21 protein-coding genes and 2 pseudogenes are annotated in these 20,015 nt (G+C 42.2%); 10 read left to right on the top strand and 13 right to left on the bottom strand.

Annotated features, from left to right (window positions below):
- Positions 1-2 precede the first annotated feature (2 nt).
- On the top strand, positions 3-1,079 hold the full coding sequence (locus N0824_RS18865) for an AI-2E family transporter (protein WP_108937870.1): 1,077 nt from the start codon (positions 3-5) through the stop codon (positions 1,077-1,079).
- Between the two features lie 51 nt (positions 1,080-1,130).
- Here the strand turns inward: N0824_RS18865 and N0824_RS18860 are convergent, their stop codons facing one another.
- The 10 genes and pseudogenes from N0824_RS18860 to rfbC form a co-directional block, all read right to left on the bottom strand.
- Positions 1,131-2,369: an RNA-guided endonuclease TnpB family protein gene (locus N0824_RS18860; RefSeq protein ID WP_108937869.1), complete on the bottom strand. Its 1,239-nt coding sequence runs from the start codon at positions 2,367-2,369 to the stop codon at positions 1,131-1,133.
- Complete coding sequence (locus N0824_RS18855; RefSeq protein ID WP_108937868.1) at positions 2,341-2,934, bottom strand: IS607 family transposase; 594 nt, start codon at positions 2,932-2,934, stop codon at positions 2,341-2,343. The genes N0824_RS18860 and N0824_RS18855 overlap by 29 nt, the downstream gene beginning before the upstream one ends.
- 287 nt (positions 2,935-3,221) lie before the next feature.
- A pseudogene (locus tag N0824_RS18850) lies at positions 3,222-4,718 on the bottom strand (IS5 family transposase).
- A 424-nt stretch (positions 4,719-5,142) separates the two neighbouring features.
- Positions 5,143-7,020, bottom strand: a complete 1,878-nt coding sequence (gene uvrC / locus N0824_RS18845) for an excinuclease ABC subunit UvrC (protein WP_108937867.1) — start codon at positions 7,018-7,020, stop codon at positions 5,143-5,145.
- A gap of 128 nt (positions 7,021-7,148) precedes the next feature.
- Entirely contained in the window at positions 7,149-7,499 is a 351-nt protein-coding gene (locus N0824_RS18840) for a hypothetical protein (RefSeq protein WP_002732658.1), read from the bottom strand.
- Between the two features lie 242 nt (positions 7,500-7,741).
- On the bottom strand, positions 7,742-8,002 hold the full coding sequence (locus tag N0824_RS18835; RefSeq protein ID WP_002734814.1) for a hypothetical protein: 261 nt from the start codon (positions 8,000-8,002) through the stop codon (positions 7,742-7,744).
- Between the two features lie 79 nt (positions 8,003-8,081).
- A complete protein-coding gene (leuB, locus tag N0824_RS18830; RefSeq protein ID WP_108937866.1) occupies positions 8,082-9,167 on the bottom strand; it encodes a 3-isopropylmalate dehydrogenase in 1,086 nt (361 codons plus the stop codon).
- A 171-nt stretch (positions 9,168-9,338) separates the two neighbouring features.
- Complete coding sequence (locus N0824_RS18825) at positions 9,339-10,412, bottom strand: glucose-1-phosphate thymidylyltransferase (RefSeq protein WP_108937865.1); 1,074 nt, start codon at positions 10,410-10,412, stop codon at positions 9,339-9,341.
- Between the two features lie 4 nt (positions 10,413-10,416).
- Complete coding sequence (rfbD, locus tag N0824_RS18820) at positions 10,417-11,292, bottom strand: dTDP-4-dehydrorhamnose reductase (protein WP_108937864.1); 876 nt, start codon at positions 11,290-11,292, stop codon at positions 10,417-10,419.
- 5 nt (positions 11,293-11,297) lie between these two features.
- Positions 11,298-11,843: a dTDP-4-dehydrorhamnose 3,5-epimerase gene (rfbC, locus tag N0824_RS18815; RefSeq protein WP_108937863.1), complete on the bottom strand. Its 546-nt coding sequence runs from the start codon at positions 11,841-11,843 to the stop codon at positions 11,298-11,300.
- Positions 11,844-11,982: 139 nt separating this feature from the next.
- Between rfbC and bioB the strand changes: the two genes are divergently transcribed.
- The 3 genes from bioB to lspA are packed head-to-tail and all read left to right on the top strand — an operon-like array spanning position 11,983 to position 14,181.
- Complete coding sequence (bioB, locus tag N0824_RS18810) at positions 11,983-13,077, top strand: biotin synthase BioB (protein WP_108937862.1); 1,095 nt, start codon at positions 11,983-11,985, stop codon at positions 13,075-13,077.
- A complete protein-coding gene (locus tag N0824_RS18805; RefSeq protein WP_108937861.1) occupies positions 13,049-13,699 on the top strand; it encodes a biotin transporter BioY in 651 nt (216 codons plus the stop codon). Before bioB ends, N0824_RS18805 begins: the two co-directional genes overlap by 29 nt.
- A gap of 11 nt (positions 13,700-13,710) precedes the next feature.
- The gene (gene lspA, locus N0824_RS18800) at positions 13,711-14,181 is read left to right on the top strand and encodes a signal peptidase II (RefSeq protein ID WP_108937860.1); all 471 of its coding nucleotides are present in this window, start codon (positions 13,711-13,713) and stop codon (positions 14,179-14,181) included.
- Positions 14,182-14,322: 141 nt separating this feature from the next.
- Here lspA and N0824_RS18795 read toward each other — a convergent pair whose 3' ends face one another.
- Together N0824_RS18795 and N0824_RS18790 are read right to left on the bottom strand one after the other, a co-directional pair.
- Positions 14,323-14,535 (bottom strand): type II toxin-antitoxin system HicB family antitoxin, encoded by a 213-nt coding sequence (locus N0824_RS18795; protein WP_002776225.1) that lies wholly within the window; start codon positions 14,533-14,535, stop codon positions 14,323-14,325.
- 94 nt (positions 14,536-14,629) lie between these two features.
- A complete protein-coding gene (locus N0824_RS18790; protein WP_108937859.1) occupies positions 14,630-14,785 on the bottom strand; it encodes a type II toxin-antitoxin system HicA family toxin in 156 nt (51 codons plus the stop codon).
- A gap of 361 nt (positions 14,786-15,146) precedes the next feature.
- Here N0824_RS18790 and N0824_RS18785 point away from each other — a divergent pair.
- The 6 genes and pseudogenes from N0824_RS18785 to N0824_RS18760 all read left to right on the top strand — a co-directional run.
- Positions 15,147-15,374, top strand: a pseudogene (locus N0824_RS18785) (Uma2 family endonuclease); the annotation flags it as partial.
- 82 nt (positions 15,375-15,456) lie between these two features.
- Positions 15,457-15,990 (top strand): 5-(carboxyamino)imidazole ribonucleotide mutase, encoded by a 534-nt coding sequence (gene purE, locus N0824_RS18780; protein ID WP_108937857.1) that lies wholly within the window; start codon positions 15,457-15,459, stop codon positions 15,988-15,990.
- 42 nt (positions 15,991-16,032) lie between these two features.
- Positions 16,033-16,833, top strand: coding sequence for a tetratricopeptide repeat protein (locus N0824_RS18775; protein ID WP_108937856.1), 801 nt, complete (start codon positions 16,033-16,035; stop codon positions 16,831-16,833).
- 242 nt (positions 16,834-17,075) lie between these two features.
- Positions 17,076-17,897 (top strand): phosphoadenosine phosphosulfate reductase, encoded by an 822-nt coding sequence (gene cysH / locus N0824_RS18770; protein ID WP_108937855.1) that lies wholly within the window; start codon positions 17,076-17,078, stop codon positions 17,895-17,897.
- Positions 17,898-17,954: 57 nt separating this feature from the next.
- Complete coding sequence (locus N0824_RS18765) at positions 17,955-18,821, top strand: alpha/beta fold hydrolase (RefSeq protein ID WP_108937854.1); 867 nt, start codon at positions 17,955-17,957, stop codon at positions 18,819-18,821.
- 99 nt (positions 18,822-18,920) lie between these two features.
- Entirely contained in the window at positions 18,921-19,124 is a 204-nt protein-coding gene (locus tag N0824_RS18760) for a hypothetical protein (RefSeq protein WP_002732340.1), read from the top strand.
- Between the two features lie 151 nt (positions 19,125-19,275).
- On the opposite strand, the gene N0824_RS18755 is transcribed toward N0824_RS18760, so the two are convergent.
- The gene (locus tag N0824_RS18755) at positions 19,276-19,473 is read right to left on the bottom strand and encodes a hypothetical protein (RefSeq protein ID WP_002762603.1); all 198 of its coding nucleotides are present in this window, start codon (positions 19,471-19,473) and stop codon (positions 19,276-19,278) included.
- Between the last annotated feature and the right edge of the window lie 542 nt (positions 19,474-20,015).

The following is a 20,015-nucleotide window of genomic DNA, read 5'->3' as shown; positions in this document are numbered from 1 at the left end:
TGATGAAAAATGACGCTAAAATTATCGATCTCGTCATCCGGCTGTTTTTTCTCGGCCTGTTGTTATTTGCCGGTTTTACCCTACTGCGTCCCTTCCTCACCATGATCCTCTGGGGAGCAATTCTAGCGATCGCTTGGTATCCGCTCTTTCTCTGGTTAAAAAAGTTACTTGCTGGCCGGGCGAAACTGGCCACAGTTCTCCTCACCCTACTTTGTCTAGGGATTATTATCGGTCCGGTGAGTGGCATTGCAGCGGTTCTGGCGGGTAATCTGCGAACGATGGCCGAGTATATCGATACTGGTGCGGCGCTGATTCCCCCTCCCCCCGCCGATGTGGCCACCTGGCCGCTGGTCGGCGAAAGGATTGCCAGTCTCTGGCAGCAGGCATTCGATAACACGGGTCAATTTCTTCAGCGCTTCGAGCCACAATTAAAAGAACTGGGGAAAATCTCCCTTTCCTTGGCCACCAGTACTGGTCTGACGGTGCTGAAATTTATCGCCTCGATTCTGATTGCGGCGGCCCTCACCCTCTCGGCTAAAAATCTGACTCGCCTGATGAACCGGTTAGCGGAAAAGATCGCCCCAGGCCGAGGCATCGCGCTGGCCGGTCTGACCGCCTCCACCGTCCGCAATGTTAGCCGCGGTATTATTGGCGTTGCCATTATCCAGAGTCTTTTGATCGGCATCGGTTTAGTGACGGTGGGAACGCCTGCGGCCGGTTTATTAACTCTCCTCACCCTAATTTTGGGCATTCTCCAAATTGGCCCCGGTTTAATTGTCTTGGGGGCGCTCATTCACGCTTGGGTAACACTACCTAATTCCATCGCCCTCTTGTTTACCATCTGGATGATTCCCGCCACCTTGGTGGATAATTTCCTCAAACCGATCTTAATGGGGCGCGGTCTGCCCATTCCCATGGTGGTGATTCTGCTAGGGGTGTTCGGGGGAGTGATCGCCTATGGGATTATTGGTTTGTTCGTCGGACCGGTTCTGCTCGGTCTCTGCTACGAGTTAGTCAGAGCTTGGATTGGCGAGGATAGCCCCGAACCAGTGGCAAATAGCCATGATGAGCCAATCTAAGGAGCGATAGCTCTGATTTTTACCTTAATCTTTCCAGGGAACTTATAGTTACTAATTCTGTACGCAAATATTGCATCTAGAATTAGCTTTGTACGCTTTGACCCGTACTGGGTTAACTACGAACCTCTCTATCGGATTCCCGCTAAAGGCGGCCTCTCCGACTACCTTTCTTCCAATATTTAAGGAACCATTAATATCTGCTCCATAGAAATAACCCGACGAGCTTCTGAATAGTCCTCTTTTAATTCTCTTGCCTAAATAGCTTTTTTGCTTTTGAATAGACTCTAAGTCCAAGAAACTACATTTAGAGGTATAGCTTTCATTAGTTGTTTTGACCTCTATTCCTACTAAATTTGCTTTATAGGTAAGTTGTTCGATCAACCTTGAATGAGGAATATTTACGAATGACTGGTTATTTCTATCTCCAATATTAATGTTTTGTTTCCAGCCTTGATTATGACCAATAACTAAAAGGTTAATTTGATGAGCTAGTAATTTATCAATAATATATTTACTAGCGGTGTGGAGGTAATAATCCACCTGGCAATTACGCTTTAAAGTTAAACCTTGTATTCTTTTACTGGTCTTCTGTAGACTGGGTAATTCCGATTTAAGTTTAGCTAGTGTCTTGTTGTACTTTTGATTGCAGGATTTTAAGGCTTTTCCACATACTAAAGTTGGCTGAAATTCGGGAATATTAGAGGTAACAGCAGCTAGGTTATTTAAGCCTAAATCGATAAAAGCATATCTTTCTCCCTCTTGACTTGATGAGGCTGGTTGTTCATAGACAATCTCTAAATAATAAGCACCCGATTTAGGAATAATCCTGACCTCTAAAACTTCCTTTAAATTAGTTTTAAATTCTAAATTAGTCCCTGATAGCTTGATTAAACCTTGCTTCAACGCTTTTTTAGAAATGGCTTGATAGTTATAAGTTAAAACGTTTCTACCTTTTTCCTTGTCTTTGTATCTTGGCAACTTAGGCTCTCCTGTAAATTTATCTGGCGATTTTTTGTATTGTTCTTTCGCTTTTTGGTAGGATTTAAAGGTTTTTTCTACTTGCTTTAATACTAACTGACTTACTTTGGCGGGTAAGGCTTGATAATCTGGACTCATTTTTAAGGCATGATGTAACTCAGTCATTGTTAAAAATGGTTGATGTGAAAAGAAAACTTGACGGTTTAAATAAACAGCACAATTATACAGATTCTTCGATAAAAATCCTAATTTATCAATGACTGAATAATTTTTGTGATTAAATTTAATTAGATGTTTTTGAACTAATTTCATCATTCTCCTCAAGGCATTTAATTAAACATTCTCTCTTTCTATTTCGTTGTCTTAATGAGTATAATTGAGCGCAAAATGAGGTAATTATGCTCAGGAAGTCTTGCCTTAAATCGTCTTTTCTTTCTTCTGCTAGATTCACGACCTCTAGATCTCTATTTGTTTGAGTTAAAAGAACTTTCAGATAATTAAACCCTACTCTGCTTAAACGATCTTTATGTTCTACGACAATCAAATTATAATCAGTTTGTTCTAGAAGTTTTAATAATAGCTTTCGATGATCATTGACTCCACTTCCTACTTCTTTAACTACTCGAACAATTTGATAGCCTTTCGCAATACAATAAGCTTCCAATCTTTTTGCCTGAGTCTCTAAGTTAGATTGATTTTCTGAACTAGAAACTCGCCCATAAATAGCTACTTTATTTTCACCGCAAGAACGGTCATCTTCAAAAATAATAATTGTTCCTGTAGGAAGACGTTCTCCTTGTAACTGCCCTCGATTCCACATTCTCCAAGCAGTGTCATAACTGATCCCTTTTTTCTTAGCATAATCTGATAGTTTCATGTGAACTGCAACGTAAACTTGTACTAACCATATTAGCAGTTGTTTGCAGTCATTTGCATATATTTTTTACAAAACTTTACAATACTTGGCCCGATGATATTGATGTATTACTGGTCGGTCCCACGGGAGCCAAAGCCTTATTAATGTCCGATGTAGGTGGCTCAGATGATGTCAATAATGTCACTCTCACCTTTGATCCCACGGCAACCTCCTTCTTGCCCGATTCAGGGCTAATTAGGGCTTGCTGAAAAAGTTATTGAAAAGTACAGGTCTCTTAATCAATGATTTCACTTAGCTACAAGCATAAGCTTTAGTTGTTGATTAATTTTTAAGTCATAACTTATCCTAATCATTGACCGAGAAAAAGTGCTGTTTTTCCATTTCAGACATAAAAAAGCCCAAAAAACCTGCCTCAACAGGTTAGAAGGATTCATGACTAAAAAAGTAATAGCAATCGCTGAAAAGGAAGTATGAGGAAGTTTAGCCATCACTTTACCTAAGCTAAATCTTCTTTTCCCCTGTCCAAATTTGCCCTCTATACAATTCCGAATCCTCTCATCATCAGTAGCTTGTTTCTTTTGTTCTTTACTAACATTTTTGGCTGGTCTTCCTAATGGGGGACCACTGATTCTGATTCCCCTTTCTTTACACCAAGCTCGGTTTTCTCTGGTTCGATAAATTTTGTCCACATGAACTGATTCTCGATAGTATCCTGTATAGTCATAATAAGCTTCTATTTGTGCTTTTAAATCTCCCGATTCATTAAAGTTATCCCAACTAATCCGGTCTAAAAATATGTAACCATCTATACAGCTTGCTGAGAATTTAGCCCCAAATTCTACGGGTTTTCCAGCTTTTCCTCTGACTATCGGACGGATATGGGGTTGAGTTAAGCTGACAATTCTGTCTTCAATACTCTGTTTGTTATTTTGGTACATCCAGAGTTGTTGGCCATAAACTTCTGTGACTACTAATAACAGTTTATAGTCTCTTTTTTTCAAGCTTTGTAGAGAGGCTCCTTCTGATAAAAGTTGTTCAATATGGTCGAGATTTATTTTCAGATATTGCAGTGGTTTTTTCAGAGCTTTTCGTCTTTATTTGACGGTAGGTTTTCTTTTTTTTGCTACTTCTAAATAACTTTTTCTGGCTAGGAGACGATAGGTTCTCGGTTTTTGAACAAGTTTTCCTTTTAAAGTTTCCTAGAGAATATCAATAATTTTTTCGGTTTGTTTTCTTCCTTGATTTAACAGGTTTAAATCCGTAGGATAACTAATATCTGCGGGCGCACAACTGGCATCTAAAATTAATTTACCTCGATTTTCGGGTTGACTTTGGGTTTCACTTTCTAACTTTTTTGTGGTGTTTTCTTCTTCTTTTATTTCCCTCGGATTTTTGACCATAAAGCGATTCACTTTATTAATTAGTTCCCGAGTGATTCTTTCTCGAAAGTGAACCAACATTGACGCTTCAAACCGGGGTTTATTGCTGTAGGATGAAAACCCCAAGAAGTATTGTAAATAAGGATTTTCCTTGATTTGTTCTACCGTTTCTCTATCGCTTGTTCCTAATTTTTCTTTAATAATTAATGCGGACATTGCTATCCTAAATGTTTTGGCGGGTGCGCCCATTTCTTCTGAAAAAAGTGATGCGTATTCCGCTTCAAATTCTGACCAGGGAATGAGGTTGGCCATAATTACCCAACGATTATCTTGGGATAATTTCCCCTCAAAGGGCAGCTCGAAGTTTTCTGGTGGGGTTGAGGGTAACTCGCTTTTACGGTACATTAGCACTAATTAGAGAAGATGCAAGGGTGATGCAAGAGTGATGCAAGGGTTTTGAGCGATTCTAGCAGATTTAAGTGCATTTGGGAAGCTCTCAATCAAGCTAAAAGCCCTTTCCTGTAAGGTTTTTACCATTATTCAGCAAACCCTAATTAAATTAAAAATGAATTTTAGGTTCGATCCCCCCTTAGTCCCCCTTGATAAGCTATCCCTTATAGGGATATTTCTTAACAATTTTTTCGGTAAGCACTCCAACCCTTATCCTGACTTGATTTCAGTTTTTTCTTTGTCAGTAAGGGTGTCAACAAGGAGTATTACAGATTGTTAACCGAGTCTTGAAAGCCATCTGCTACAAAGGTTTTAACTGTTAAGAAAGATGTGACTAAAGGACAGCTTAATAAGGGGGGTGTCTGATAATTTTTAACGCCTACCTAGGATGAAAATAATTATAAATTTCCTTAGCTAATTGTTCCCCAATTCCTGTCACCTGTTGCAATTGTTCTAGGGAAGCTTCGCGAATATAATCCAGAGAATGAAAATGAGCTAATAAATCTTTTTGTCGCTTAAAACCTAAACCGGGTATCTCATCAAGACGGGAACGGCGACTTTTTTGCATTCTTTGTTGTCGGTGAAAGCTAACAGCAAAGCGGTGCGCTTCATCCCTGACTCGACGCAATAATTGCACTCCGGGTTGTTCCTTATCCGTCTCTAAAGGAGAGGATTCCCCAGGTAAAAAAATCTCCTCTCTCTGTTTAGCCAAACTAACAACTTTTACCTGTTCTAATAAATTCATCTCCCCTAAAACTGTCACCACGGCCGATAATTGTCCCTTTCCCCCATCAATCATGACCAAATCGGGAAAATCATCACTTTCGGCAATATTATCGGTATTTTCGGCATAACGACGGAAACGCCGGCGAATTACCTCTGCTAAACTGGCAAAATCATCGGAATGGCCGATTTTAACCTCGGGATTTTTGATTTTATAGTGACGATAATGTTGATTAGCGGCCACCCCATCGATAAACACCACTCCCGACGCGACTGCATTAGAACCCTGAATATGAGAAATATCATAACCCTCAATGCGGTGGGGTAGTGCTGGTAAATCGAGAATTACCGCTAAATCCTGCAAAGACTGTAAATCTCGGTCGGCGCTTCTTTTCGTCTTTTCTAACTCATAAAGAGCGTTTTTCTCGACCATAGCTAATAAATCCGCTTTACTTTGCCGTTGGGGGACAGTTAACTCGACTTTGCGACCTTTTTTTTCCCTTAACCACCCCGCTAACACCTCACCTTCCGGTAATTCGCAGGGTAACAGGATTTCGCTGGGAATTTCCACCCCTTCCACCGATAAATAATGTTCTTCTAGGACTTTTTGCAGGATTTCTCCCTCGTTTGCTGACTGACTATCGGCAAAAAATCCCAAACGTCCCACCAAACGACCAGAACGCACTTGGAATAATTGTATGCAACAATGCTGCTCGTCCTTAGCTAAAGCGATTGCGTCCCGGGATACGGTATCATCGGGTAAAGAGACTTTTTGATCGGTATTAAGGGCCTGTAATCCGCGAATTTGATCCCTAATCGTGGCCGCTTTTTCAAAATCTAGGTTTTCCGACGCTTCTAGCATCTTTGCTGCTAATTTCTCTAATAATTCTCCCGTCCTTCCCTGAAAAATCATCGCCACTTTCTGCAAGGTTTCCCGATAATCCTGGGGACTGATTAATTTTTGACAAACCCCCGGACAACGACCGATATCATAATTTAAACAGGGACGGTCTTTAAAAAGAGGTTGGGGACGTTGACGCAGGGGAAAAGTGCGTTTAATTAGGTGTAAAGTGTGGCGCAGCAGCCTAGTATCGACGTAGGGACCATAATAACGGTCTTTTTGGTTATTTATCCTACGTTTGCGGGTAATAAAAATGCGCGGGTAGGTTTCCGACCAAGTAATACAAATGTATGGATATTTTTTATCGTCCTTGAGGAGAGTATTAAAATGGGGCTGATGTTGTTTAATTAGATTAGCTTCCAGGGCCAAGGATTCTGCTTCCGTGTCGGTGACGATAAATTCAATTTCTGTCACCTGTCGCACCATCAAAGCAATGCGGGGACTGAGGGGTTGACTGGGACGAAAATAGGAACGGACTCTAGACCGGAGTTTTTTGGATTTACCAATGTAGAGAATTTCGCCATTTTGGTCGCGCAGGAAGTACACTCCCGGTTCGAGGGGAATTTCCCGAAGACGATTTTCTAGGCGATCGAGGTCTTGGATTAGGGTAGAGTTAAGATTATTCCCGAACATCCTTTTATAGTAACCCAGTGTACAACTATATTTTTAGTCTTGATTTACAAGGCTTTCAGAAATCACCAGAGATTAAAGTATCCTCTGGAACCCTGATTCTGTCATTGTTAGTTGCACATCGCGTAAATTTAATAATGTTTTTGACTATCTAGACCGCCATACTGCCAATAGCGATCATCATCACTTCCTCTGACCCGCCCTAATACCTTTCCTGAGTCGTCATAGCATTTATACCATGTATAACCAAGAAAATTACTATTTTTTTTAACCCTTCTCGTCTCTGGAGCATATTTTCTGATTAGTCGCTGAATATCAGGCTTATAATCTTGAAGAACACGATCTAGCTCTTTGTCGTCGTTTGGTGGCGGTGGTGGCGGTGGTGGCGGTGGCATTGTCCCCAATAGGTGATCAATGGTTTTGACGCAATCAAGAAAAGAGGAAATATTGCGTGCGATACATTCTCCTGTTTGTACAATCACAATGGCGTAGCCGTCACCGTGATTAATAACGCCATAAGGGCCTTTGACAGTTACAAATTCATTTGGGATTGGCTTGATGTCACTCATAGAACTACTTCTTTTTGTAATTACTAAAGTTAATATATTACGCTCTGAGCTTCTTGTCTCTCCTTAGTTGCACATCGCGTTAGTAAACAAAAAAATTACGTCAGTGGGTATTAGCTGACGTTTGGCAAGATATTCGGGGCAAATCTTCACAAAAATTAATAGGCTTCTGATTCGATTTGCTTAATCGGGACGAAACATTCCCCGGGGAGAAGAATCGGTTTATTGTTAAAAATCAATTGGCCGCGATGATTGTCGCGGTTAATAGCGACACCGAAAGGACGTTTACTAACTCTGCTATTGAGGGTACAGTAGATGCGATAAATGCGTCTGGCTGCCCGTAAGACAGTAGGATCTAACAAAATTGGGATTTCCATATCGACACGTTGTTGTTCTGTTTTCTCAGATAGGGCCACCATATCACTCGTCTCCCCACGATTAAATTGAGATATTTATTAAATCAATGGTATATGACGATTTCTGAATTTGTCACTTTCGTTATGATTCTAAAACTTTCAGGATGGCCTGGCCCATAGCCTGGCACCCCACTAAAGTCATACCCTCCGAGAAAATATCTCCAGTACGATAACCGCTATCTAAGACTTTTTCTACGGCTTTTTCCAGCGATGCTGCCGCTAAAGGCTGATTTAGCCCATATTTTAACATCATAGCAGCACTGAGAATCTGGGCGATCGGATTGGCTTTATCTTGGCCGGCGATATCCGGGGCCGAACCGTGGACGGGTTCAAAAACTCCCACCCCGGCAGTCCCTAAACTAGCGGAGGGTAACATTCCGATACTACCGGTTAACATGGCCGCTTCATCGGAGAGAATATCACCGAATAAATTGCCCGTGACGATAGTATCAAATTGTTTGGGGGCCCGGACTAACTGCATAGCTGCGTTATCGACGTAGAGATGGGAAAGTTCCACATCGGGATAATTAGCGGCGATTTTCGTCACCCGGTCGCGCCAGAGTTGGGAAACATCAAGAACATTAGCTTTATCGACGGAACAGAGTTTCTTGCCGCGTTTTTGGGCAATTTCAAAGGCTACCTTAGCGATGCGGTCCACCTCTGATTCCAAGTAAACCATGGTATTTACACCGCATTTTTCTCCCGTTTCTGTCTCAAAAATTCCCTTCGGTTGACCGAAATAGACACCCCCGGTCAATTCCCGGACGACCATGATATCCACTCCCTCGATAATCTCCCGTTTGAGACTAGAAGCGTCGATTAATTGCGGAAAAATGGTGGCAGGACGCAAATTAGCAAAAAGACCTAAGCCAGATCTTAAGCCTAATAATCCCGTTTCTGGCCTTTGCTGCCGGGGTAAATTATCCCATTTATAACCCCCAATAGCGGCCAAGAGAACAGCGTCACTATTTTTACAGGCACTCAGGGTTGCTTCGGGGAGGGGATTGCCGGTTTCATCAATGGCTGCCCCTCCAATTAAAGCGCTTTGGAAGTCAAACTGGAGGTCAAATTTTTTACCGATGACTTTCAGTATCTCTACGGTGACAGCGAGGATTTCCGGCCCGATGCCATCGCCGGGTAGTAGGGTAATGCGATACTGTTGCGTCATAGTTCTAGAACGGTGAAATAGGTCAGACTCTTGATTATAACATAGTTAGGTGGGCTTTTTTCTCCTAAAAATGTCAATCTTTCTCAGAAAAACCGGGGAACCGCCACGGAATTAGCTAGGGAAATTCTCGATCCTCCGGTATTAATTAAAGGGGCAGTTAATCCCCGATAACTAGACTAATTCTACATGGGAATCATCCCCAATCATAAAGCGTAAAGCTTTTGGACGTTGGGGAGCAATTTCTAATTTTGCCCGTCGTCCAATCACACTATCAACTATGCGCTGATGAATGCCAATAATCGTGGCATCTTTGAGAATTACACTGTGTTCTATGTCGGCATCGATTAATTTTACTCCATTAGCCACACTACTATAGGGACCGATAAAACAATTCTCAATGTGACAATTTTCTCCAATAATGACAGGGCCGCGAATGGTACTATTAATAATTTTACTACCCTGACCAATTTGTACCCGTCCGATCGCCTGACTATTAGGATCAATTTCTCCCCGCAAAGCGATTTCTAGACTGGTATCAAGGATAATCCGATTTGCTTCTAATAAGTCATCTTTTTTACCCGTATCTAACCACCAACCCAGTAGTTTATTGGCTTCTACTGCTTTATTTTGATTGATTAATTCTTGGATAGCGTCGGTAATTTCTAACTCACCCCGGCCCGAAGGTTGAATAGATGCGATCGCTTGGTGAATGGTGGGGGCAAAAAAATAAATCCCCACCAAAGCTAAATTTGAGGGAGGTTCTTTGGGTTTTTCGACTAAGTATAAAACTTTGCCGGTTTCATCTACTTTTGCCACCCCAAAAGCACTAGGATTAGACACTTTTCGCAGGAGAATTAAAGCGTCAAGAGACTGTTTTTGGAAAGAGTCTAAAAAGGGCGATAAATCATCCTCAATTAGGTTATCACCCAAGTACATAATAAAGGGGGAATCTCCTAGGAAAGATTGGGCAGTTTTGACCGCGTGAGCTAATCCCGCCGGTTGGTCTTGGCGAATATAAGTTATCTTAGCGCCAAACTGTTCACCACTGCCCGTGGTCTGACGAATTTCTTCCCCAGTTTCGGGACTGATAATAATGCCAATATCGGTAATTCCCGCAGCGACAATTGATTCGATTCCATACCATAAAATCGGTTTATTAGCCACGGGAACTAACTGTTTTGCCCCAGTATAGGTTAGGGGACGTAACCTCGTACCTTTACCACCGGATAAAATTAGTGCTTTCATAGTTTTAAAGATTAAATAGTTGGTTGAGCATAGCTTTGAGAGAATCTCGCCAATAGGGAGGAATATAACCCAATTGTTGCGAGATTTTTTGACTGGAAAGAACCGAATAAGCCGGACGCACTGCTGGGGTAGGATATTCAGCAGTAGTAATGGGAATTACTCTCTGAATTTTTAAGGGAATACCGCTTATTTTTGCCTCCTCAAAAATCGCTTTAGTTAAATCAAACCAACTGGCAACACCGCTATTAGTAAAATTATAGATTCCTGGGGGATTATCGGCATTAATTAGAAGGTGAGTAATGGCCGTGGCGATATCTTTTGCCCAAGTGGGACTTCCCACCTGATCAACAACTACTTTTAACTCCTCTCTTTCCTTGCCTAATCTCAGCATGGTTTTGACAAAATTACTTTTGCCATAACTGCCGTAAACCCAAGCAGTCCGCAGGATAATTGCCTGAGAATTAACAGTTTTAATCTCCTCTTCTCCCCTTAACTTTGATTGTCCATAAACCCCTAAAGGATTAGTTAGATCGGTTTCTAGATAGGGGGTATTTTTCCGACCATCAAAGACATAATCGGTGGAAATATGGAGAAATTTAGCTTTAATTTTCTCGGCAGCTTCCGCCATAATTTTTGGGGCTATAGCATTGATAGAATAGGCTAAATATGGCTCGGTTTCGGCTTTATCCACTGCCGTATAAGCGGCGGCATTAACCAGATAATCGGGGTGAATTTCCCTAATTAACTGGCTGATTTTTTCCGAGTTGGTTAAATCTAGTTCTTCTCTACCGATACTAATAACTTCACCTAACTGCGGTAAAGTTACTTGTAACTCTTGTCCTACTTGACCTTTAGCACCAATTAATAAAACTTTTTTCATCGTCTTTAGGGGAAAACTTCCACGGATTTAAAGGGTTGTCCAGCCTGGTCTTTAGGGGAGAGAATCGGCGGGGTATCTAAGGGCCAATCAATCCCTAAATCGGCATCATTCCATAAAATAGTTTTTTCGTATTGGGGATAATAATAATTAGTGGTTTTGTAGAGAAATTCTGCTCGCTCGGAGAGGACTAGAAAGCCATGGGCAAAACCTTCGGGAACCCAGAAAATACGTTTATTTTCCGCACTTAAAACACAGCCTACCCATTGCCCAAAAGTGGGGGAACTTTGACGCGCATCCACGGCCACATCAAAAACACTACCATTCACTACTCGCACCAGTTTACCTTGGGGATTGGGAATTTGATAGTGCAATCCCCGCAGGACATTTTTTAGGGACATAGAGTGATTATCCTGGACAAAAGTGGTATTGACTCCAGTTTTTTCTCGAAAATCTTTCTGATTAAAACTCTCCAAGAAAAAACCTCGATCGTCTCCGTAAACTTGCGGTTCAATGATTAAAACATCAGGAATTTCCGTGGGAATAACTTTCATAAAATCGGAGAAAAGATAACTTTTGCGGGTAGTTTAGCACAAAAGGGGATTTTTTCTAAAGTTTTTTATTGATCTTTCCCCGAACCTCGGTAACTGAATAATGATAAGATCAGCCTAACTTAGTTAGAGCATAAACGACGTGGTACAAGTCTCTACACACACCGCTACTCAATCTATCCCCGTGGAGGGAGAAGCCTTAAAAAACTGGTTACAGACTAGGGCTAATCAGATTATCGCTGGCGATCGACTCAGTAAGCAAGAGGCCCTAGCTTTAACTGCGATCGAAGGTCAGGAAAATATTTTCAGCTTATGTGAGGCTGCCGATCGCATTCGTCAGGCCTGTTGTGGCAATACGGTAGATTTATGTAGCATTATCAACATAAAATCGGGAAGTTGTTCGGAAAATTGCAGTTTTTGTTCCCAATCCGCCCACCATCCCGGTCAAGATTCGCCTATCTACGGTTTAAAAAGTCGCGAGGAAATCGTCAGCCACGCGAAAGCGGCAGCCGAAGCGGGGGCCAAACGCTTCTGTTTAGTTAGTCAAGGTCGGGGATTAAAGTACAATAGCCCTAAATCGCAGGAATTCGAGGAAATACTGGCCACAGTTCAAGAAATCATCGAAACGGCCAAGATTAAACCCTGCTGCGCCCTGGGAGAGTTAACCCTTGCCCAAGCCCAGGCCTTAAAAGAAGCCGGAGTTACCCGTTATAATCACAATCTGGAAGCTTCCGAGAATTTTTATCCTAACGTGGTCTCCACCCACAGTTGGCAGGATCGGGTAGAAACGGTAAAAAACCTGAAAGCGGCGGGAATTCAGGCTTGTACGGGCGGAATTATCGGTATGGGGGAAAGTTGGACCGATCGTATCGATTTAGCTTTTTCCCTAGCGGAATTGGCAGTGGAATCAGTGCCGATTAACCTATTAAACCCCAGAAGTGGCACCCCTTTAGGTCATTTACCCAAACTGGACCCTTTTACTGCCCTAAAAGCGATCGCTATTTTCCGGTTTATCTTACCCCAACAAATCCTCCGTTATGCCGGGGGACGAGAGGCAGTGATGGGAGAATTGCAAAATCTGGGGCTAAAATCGGGAATTAATGCTATGCTGATTGGGCATTATTTGACCACTCTAGGACAACCCCCCCAACAGGATCAGGCGATGTTGGCTGATCTTAGTTTAATAGGAGGAGAAGCCCCCATCCCCGGTGAATACCAACCCCAACAGGCAACCTAAATCACGTCGAGGACGAGAATCTCCGCCTCGGCGCACTTCCGCATCGGTTCCCAATGAGTTAATCTGGGCTTTGATTGGTTTGCTGCTGACCATCTTTAGTACATTTGTTCCAGTAAGCCTAGCTAGTTGGTCGGATGCGGGTCTATCTTCGCAAAAACTAGGCATAACTTACCAAATTGGGGCAGTATTATTAACGGGCTGTCTGGGGGGCAAAAATGCCGGGCTTCTTGCCCAGGTGGCCTATATTTTTCTCGGTTTAACTTGGTTGCCCGTGTTTGCCCATGGTGGGGGAATGGGTTATCTGAAAGAACCCAGTTTTGGCTATATTTTAGGCTTTATGCCGGGGGCATGGCTGTGTGGTTGGCTGGCTTTTCGCTGGCGTGCCAAGATAGAAACCCTAGCGTTAAGTGCCTTTGCCGGTTTGTTAGTTATTCATCTGTGCGGTTTATTATATATGCTGGGATTGTCGATTTTTCAGCCCCAAGCCAGTCAAATCACCTTTCCCGATAGTTTGCCCACCCTATTTATGAATTATTCAGTCTGGCCATTTTTAGGGCAATTAGTAGTAATTTGTGTGGTGGTAATTATTGCTTTTTTCTTGCGTAAATTATTATTTTATTGATGCCACAGCCAATGTTAAAAAAGAATCGCTGGTTTTGGATAGTGGCGGTGCTTGGTCTAATTTTAGACCAAGTAACTAAGTATATAACTGTGCAGAGTTTTGAGCAAATCGGTGATACTTTTCCGATTATTCCGGGGGTTTTTCATTTCACCTATGTGATTAATACTGGGGCGGCTTTTAGTGCTTTTCGGGGCGGTGTTGGTTGGCTAAAATGGCTATCCTTATTAGTTAGTTTGGGATTAATGGCTTTTGCTTACTTTGGACCGCATTTGAGTCGTTGGGAACAATTGGCCTACGGTTTTATCTTAGCAGGGGCTTTCGGCAATGGTATCGATCGCTTTTTGTTTGGTTATGTGGTGGATTTTCTCGATTTTCGATTGATTAATTTTCCTGTTTTTAATCTGGCCGACGTTTTTATTAATATCGGGATTATTTGCCTATTAACTTCTAACTTTCCCCACAATTCGCCTCGTTCTAAGTAGTGCCTTGCGATGAGATAAAATACCCGATAATTTATCATAATGTCTAGGTTATTTGATAATAAATTCCCACAATCCTTAATCGAGGAAATTTCTAATTTTATTGCTATCTACAACACCCATTTTTACTATTCCTGCGCTTGTTCAAGCAAATAATAAACGTCCTTTAGGTTCAGGAATTTCTCGCCCTAATTCCTGTGCTGTTTCAATCCATTGTTGAATAATGATTTCAGCATTTTGCACAGCTTCTTGATAAGTTTCTCCATCAGCCATACATCCTGCAAGTTCTGGAACTTCAACGATAAATAGTTGATCCTCATTACTCCAGTAAATAATCAGTTCATAACGAATTTTCATCTTGATATCCTAACTTATATTTTAAAATCAGACTACGAATTTGCTTAACTTGATAGGCTTTTGCTTTTCCCTGTTTGGGTTGCAGATTTAAAATTTATTCAACTCCTTCTTTGGTAAAAATATGATGACTTCCTCCTATTCGTTGATCGAATCCTAATTTCCTCAGTAGTTGACAAAGTTGCTCGAAGGGAATGTTAGCATCAGAATTACCTAAAAGAATTTTAATCAATAACTTATCCTGTTTACTCATACATACAATAGATATACAAGCAAAATATAGCGTTTCCTAAGCTAGTGAGGTACACCGATTTTTCTTCCCTTTTGCCTCTTGCCCTTTGCCTAAAACCCATAACTTTTGTACCTCAGTAGACTGAAAAACGCTATAGTCGGCTCTCTCAACATCATGGGATAAAGTGTTTGTAAATGTGACATTTTGGGCGTCTACCCGAGCTTTCTCCCTAACTTAATCCTAACACGATTATTTATCCTCGATCGGGTGAGCGATGCCGACCCGAAAAACTATGCTTCTGTTTCAGAATTAGAGTGAAGGTTTCAGTCATCGTTGTTATCGGGTTTGTTGGCGCTATTGTATAGCCGATGGCACTAGAATACAGTTAGGATTATATTTAGGCATATTTGACCTTAAAATGCGTTATTTTACCGCCGATGGTCAATTAGTACCCACTCCTCAAGAAGCGGAATTACAGCAAAGACAGGCAAAAGAACAGGCTCTTTTAGAGAAAGAACAGGCTCTTTTAGAAAAAGAAACGGAACGTCAGGCTAAGGAAAAATTAGCCCAAAAACTGCGAGAATTAGGCATCGATCCCGATACAATTTAGGGGAAATCTGATCAGTAGGGTTTGAAGACAAAATAACAAACCCTGCTATAAGATTAAAAAGCAAAATTATTTTCTAGCAGTTATGGTGACAGCAGCGCCCCTAGTGGGTGTAATTATGGGCAGTGATTCCGACTTACCCACCATGAAAGAAGCGATCGCAGTTTTAGAGATTTTTCAGATTAGCCACGAAGTCGCCATCGTCTCAGCCCATCGTACCCCCGAAAAAATGTTTGAATACGGCAAAAACGCTCATTTAAGGGGAATAAAAGTGATTATCGCTGGAGCCGGCGGAGCTGCCCATTTACCCGGAATGGTGGCATCTTTAACTCCCTTACCCGTGATTGGGGTTCCCGTAGTCACGCGCACTTTACAAGGGTTAGACTCTCTCTATTCAATTGTACAGATGCCCGCAGGCATTCCCGTGGCCACGGTGGCGATCGGTAATGCCAAAAATGCCGGACTTTTAGCGGTTCAAATTCTCGCCACTGGTAATACTGATCTTTTAGAGCAAGTTATCGCCTATCGTCAATCCCTCACCGATTCCGTCCTCGAAAAACAAAGCAATCTTCAACGACTAGGCTATCAAGACTATCTAGGGCAGAGTTCACCTAAGTAGGGTAGATTGAGAAAAGATTAAGTAACAAATTATGAAGTAATTATGCGTTGGATCACCGCTTGTGTATTGAGTCTATTACTCTTTTTTGCCCTACCCATAGCAGCCTATGCCGATAGCCCGACTATTAGCGAAGAACAGATGAGAGAAGGGGAAGTTATCGCTGAAAAAGCCCTAGAAGCTACAGAAAAAGGTGATTACGCCCAGGCCGAAAACTATTGGACCGAATTAGTCGCCAAATTCCCCACTAATCCCGCCGTCTGGAGTAATCGCGGCAATGCCAGAGTCAGCCTCAATAAATTAGAAGATGCGATCGCTGACTTTAACCAAGCAATCGCCATTACCCCCGATGCCCCCGATCCCTACCTCAATCGTGGCACCGCTTTAGAAGGAGAAGGCAAATATCAAGAAGCGATCGCCGATTATAATAAAGTTTTAGAATTGGCCCCCAATGATGCCTTTGCCTATAACAATCGCGGCAACGCTGAGGGCGGTTTAGGGGACTGGGAAGCCGCCGTCAAAGACTATCGCCAAGCCACTCAACTAGCCCCGAATTTTGCCTGGGCGCAAGCTAATCTGGCTCTGGCCCTGTACGAATTGGGCAGATATCCAGAAGCAGTCCAAAAAATGCGGAATATTGCCCGCAAATACCCCATGTTCCCCGATGTCAGAGCCGCCTTAACCGCCGTTTTATGGACTCAAGGACAACAGGGAGAAGCGGAAAGCAATTGGGTAGCCGCCGTCGGTATGGATACCCGCTATCAAGACCTCGATTGGGTAAAAAGCGTGCGCCGTTGGCCGCCGAATATGGTTCTAGCCTTAGATAAGTTTCTTAACTTAAAGTAAAGAATTACTAAATAGTAACTTTTCTCGCAGTAGCGGGGCTGAGAGTCCAATTATCCTGAAATCAGCGACTAAGATACAATTGAGGACTGATAGTTCCATTCTCCTCGATCGAATAACCAGACTCTGGAAAGGAAAAGGAATAGCTAGAGCCGGCCGATGGCCCAATGCTATAATCCAATTACAGGGATAGATTGGACTCTATCAGTATCCGCCGCTACTGTACACCTTAAATCTTAGCCAGAATGCCAGATTTACACTTACTCAATTCTCATGCACAGGCTCTAGAAACCGCCTTTATCCCCACTGCCGACCGGTCTTTTTTCTCCCCTCTATCCCTCGACCTGGACACAATTAATCAACGTTTTGACTCCGCTAACGCCGCAGAAATCGTCGCTTGGGCAGCGGCCACCTTTGGGGAAGGTTTGGTGATGAGTACCAGTTTCGGCATTCAAGCGGCGGTGATGTTGCACCTCGTCACCGCAATTATCCCCGATATTCCCATCATTTGGATCGATACCGGCTATCTTCCCCCGGAAACCTATCAATTTGCCGAAGACTTAAGCCAACGCCTCCATTTAAACCTGAAAGTTTATCAATCTCCCCTCAGTCCCGCCCGCATGGAAGCAATCCACGGTAAACTGTGGTCAAATAACGATCTCGACTCCCTCAATCTCTACGACAAAATCCGCAAGGTGGAGCCGATGCAACGGGCCCTGAAGGAATTAAAGGCCACCGCTTGGTTAGCAGGTTTACGTCGCGACCAAACCGACCACCGCAAAACTCTCCAATGGGTCAATCAACAGGGCGAACGTTACAAAATATTACCGATCCTTGACTGGAATGCCAAAACCATCTACGACTATCTGACTAAATACGATCTTCCCTACCATCCCTATTTTGATCTGGGTTATGTCTCCGTCGGCGATTGGCACTCTAGTCGGCCTTTAACCGCCGATGATAGCAACGAACGAGACACCCGTTTCAAGGGTTTAAAACAAGAATGCGGTCTTCATTTACCCTTAACCCCCGGAGAAGCACAAAGTCTCGACGCAAGCTCCCTATAACTGCTGGGGTGGAAAATTTGCCGGTGCGATCGGTTCCTAGACGTTAGACAATGGTTAATGATTATTAATCCCCCATTAACCATGGCTATTTTAGAAAATTTTCTCGAAGTCGGCTCTCTCAAGTGGTTTTATCGACAGGTTAACCCCGCTCAACAACCGGACACAACCCCCGTGATCCTACTTCATGGTTTACCCGCCCATGGCTATATTTGGCGGGAATTATTGACCAGTTTAGAAGAATATAACATTAATGCCATTGCCCCCGATTGGATCGGTTCCGGTTTATCCGCTAAACCCGATGCCAGAGACTTCGCCTACACACCTAGCGCTTTTTGTCAAGCCTTGGCCGATTTTATTCAAGCTCTCCAATTGCCGAAAATCTCCCTCATTGTCCAGGGTTTTTTAGCCTCCGTCGGTTTACAATACGCCCTAGAAAATCCCGATAAAATTGAGCGCTTGATCGTTTTAAATACTCCCCTCTCCAGTGATGTTAAATTACCCTGGATAATGAAACAATGGGGACTACCTTTCCTCGGAGATATGGCGACTCAAGACCCCTTATTAGTCGATCGTACTTTAGAAACTGGTAGCGGTTTTGTGATTAGTGATGCAGATCTGGCTATTTTCCGTCAACCTTATCTAAAAACTTCGGCAGTGGGTCGCGCTTTACTGGCCACGATTCGCAATTTAAACCTATCGAAAACTATGGCAGAAATTGAGACAGGTTTAGAGAACTTTGAAAAACCTATCCTTTTTGTCTGGGGAATGGGGGATCCTTGGTTATCTTCTGTCACCGTCGAAAAATTAGCTACTAAATCAGGAGTGGAATTAATCCCCCTCGCGGAAGCAAAACACTATCCCCAAGAACATTGGTCAAAAGAAATTAGTCCCCGGATTATTAATTTTCTCGGACGCAAAACCTAAAACCCGATACTTTCTGGGAATTGATAGCAAAATTTCCTTAGAAAGTATTTAGAAAGTTATCCTTAGTATATCACTGTAGTTCTGCACTGGCCACAGCATCTGGAAATACCAGCTTTAGGAAGGATAAATATAACAAATAATCCCCCAGATATTAATAATTTAACCGATTGGGAGCGAGTTAAATCGATGAGCGATGCAGAAATCGAGGCTAATGCTTTGTCAGATCCCGATGCACTTCCTTTTGATGATGATTGGGAAAATGCGGCGATTATTTCTGCTTACAACAAATTAACATCTCAATAATTGCTAAAAATGATAATTGTCTCAGGGTTACTTGTTATGAAAGTTTAATAGACTGTTGTTCAAGAAAATAGTGATAAAATTTTTTGTTAGCTCAAAACAATAAGCAGGGAATCATTTGATAGTAATCATTCCACATTACCCTCAAATCGAATTACTTAATATTGATTATTTGAACCATATTTTCAAGTCTATGTATATAGGCCTGATGATATCTCCATGCTTCTAAAATACTTTGTAATAATTCATCTTTTGAAAAACAACCAGAATCAGCTACATCTTCAATTTGTCTGATTAGATCATCTTCTAACTCCAATTCTAGCATACTCACTTGTTTAGTTGTGTCTGCCATACTTTTATCTATCTAAAAGTTGATGGAACTATCATACCATAGGAACTCAGCACTGTGGTATCTATTAAACCCCACATTACACCCATTGCTATGCCTTGCATATATGTATATGTAATACCACCTACTAAATACCCTATTATACCCCCTGTTGTACCTAATGATGAATAAAACCTAAGATTATTTTAGTTAAAATTTGCGAAAAATAGCCTTTTAATAGCAAATAAGTCGATAAGTCGATGGTATTTGACCTATTGCACCCATTAAGTACCGTCAGGACTCGTTTATGTTGATTTGACATATCTGGTGCGATTGCTTGACATATCTGGTGTAATTGCTTGACATATCTGGTGTAATTAGGGTAAGATAGGATACTGTAGTTAGGATGCTAAGTTTCTAAAGGCAGACTATTATGGACATCTATAAGAAAGGACGATGACAACCCTTAAATCAGACTGTAGGGTCAATTCATGAATTGACCCTACTATAGCCCTCGATGGTAAAAATAGCTCTTCTCGACCTTAGTGATCAGTTATCAGTGAATC

Origin of the sequence: Microcystis sp. 0824 (genome assembly GCF_003112475.1) — a bacterium.
Lineage (GTDB): Bacteria > Cyanobacteriota > Cyanobacteriia > Cyanobacteriales > Microcystaceae > Microcystis > Microcystis aeruginosa_C.
This window is presented reverse-complemented; position numbering and strand designations above follow the sequence as displayed.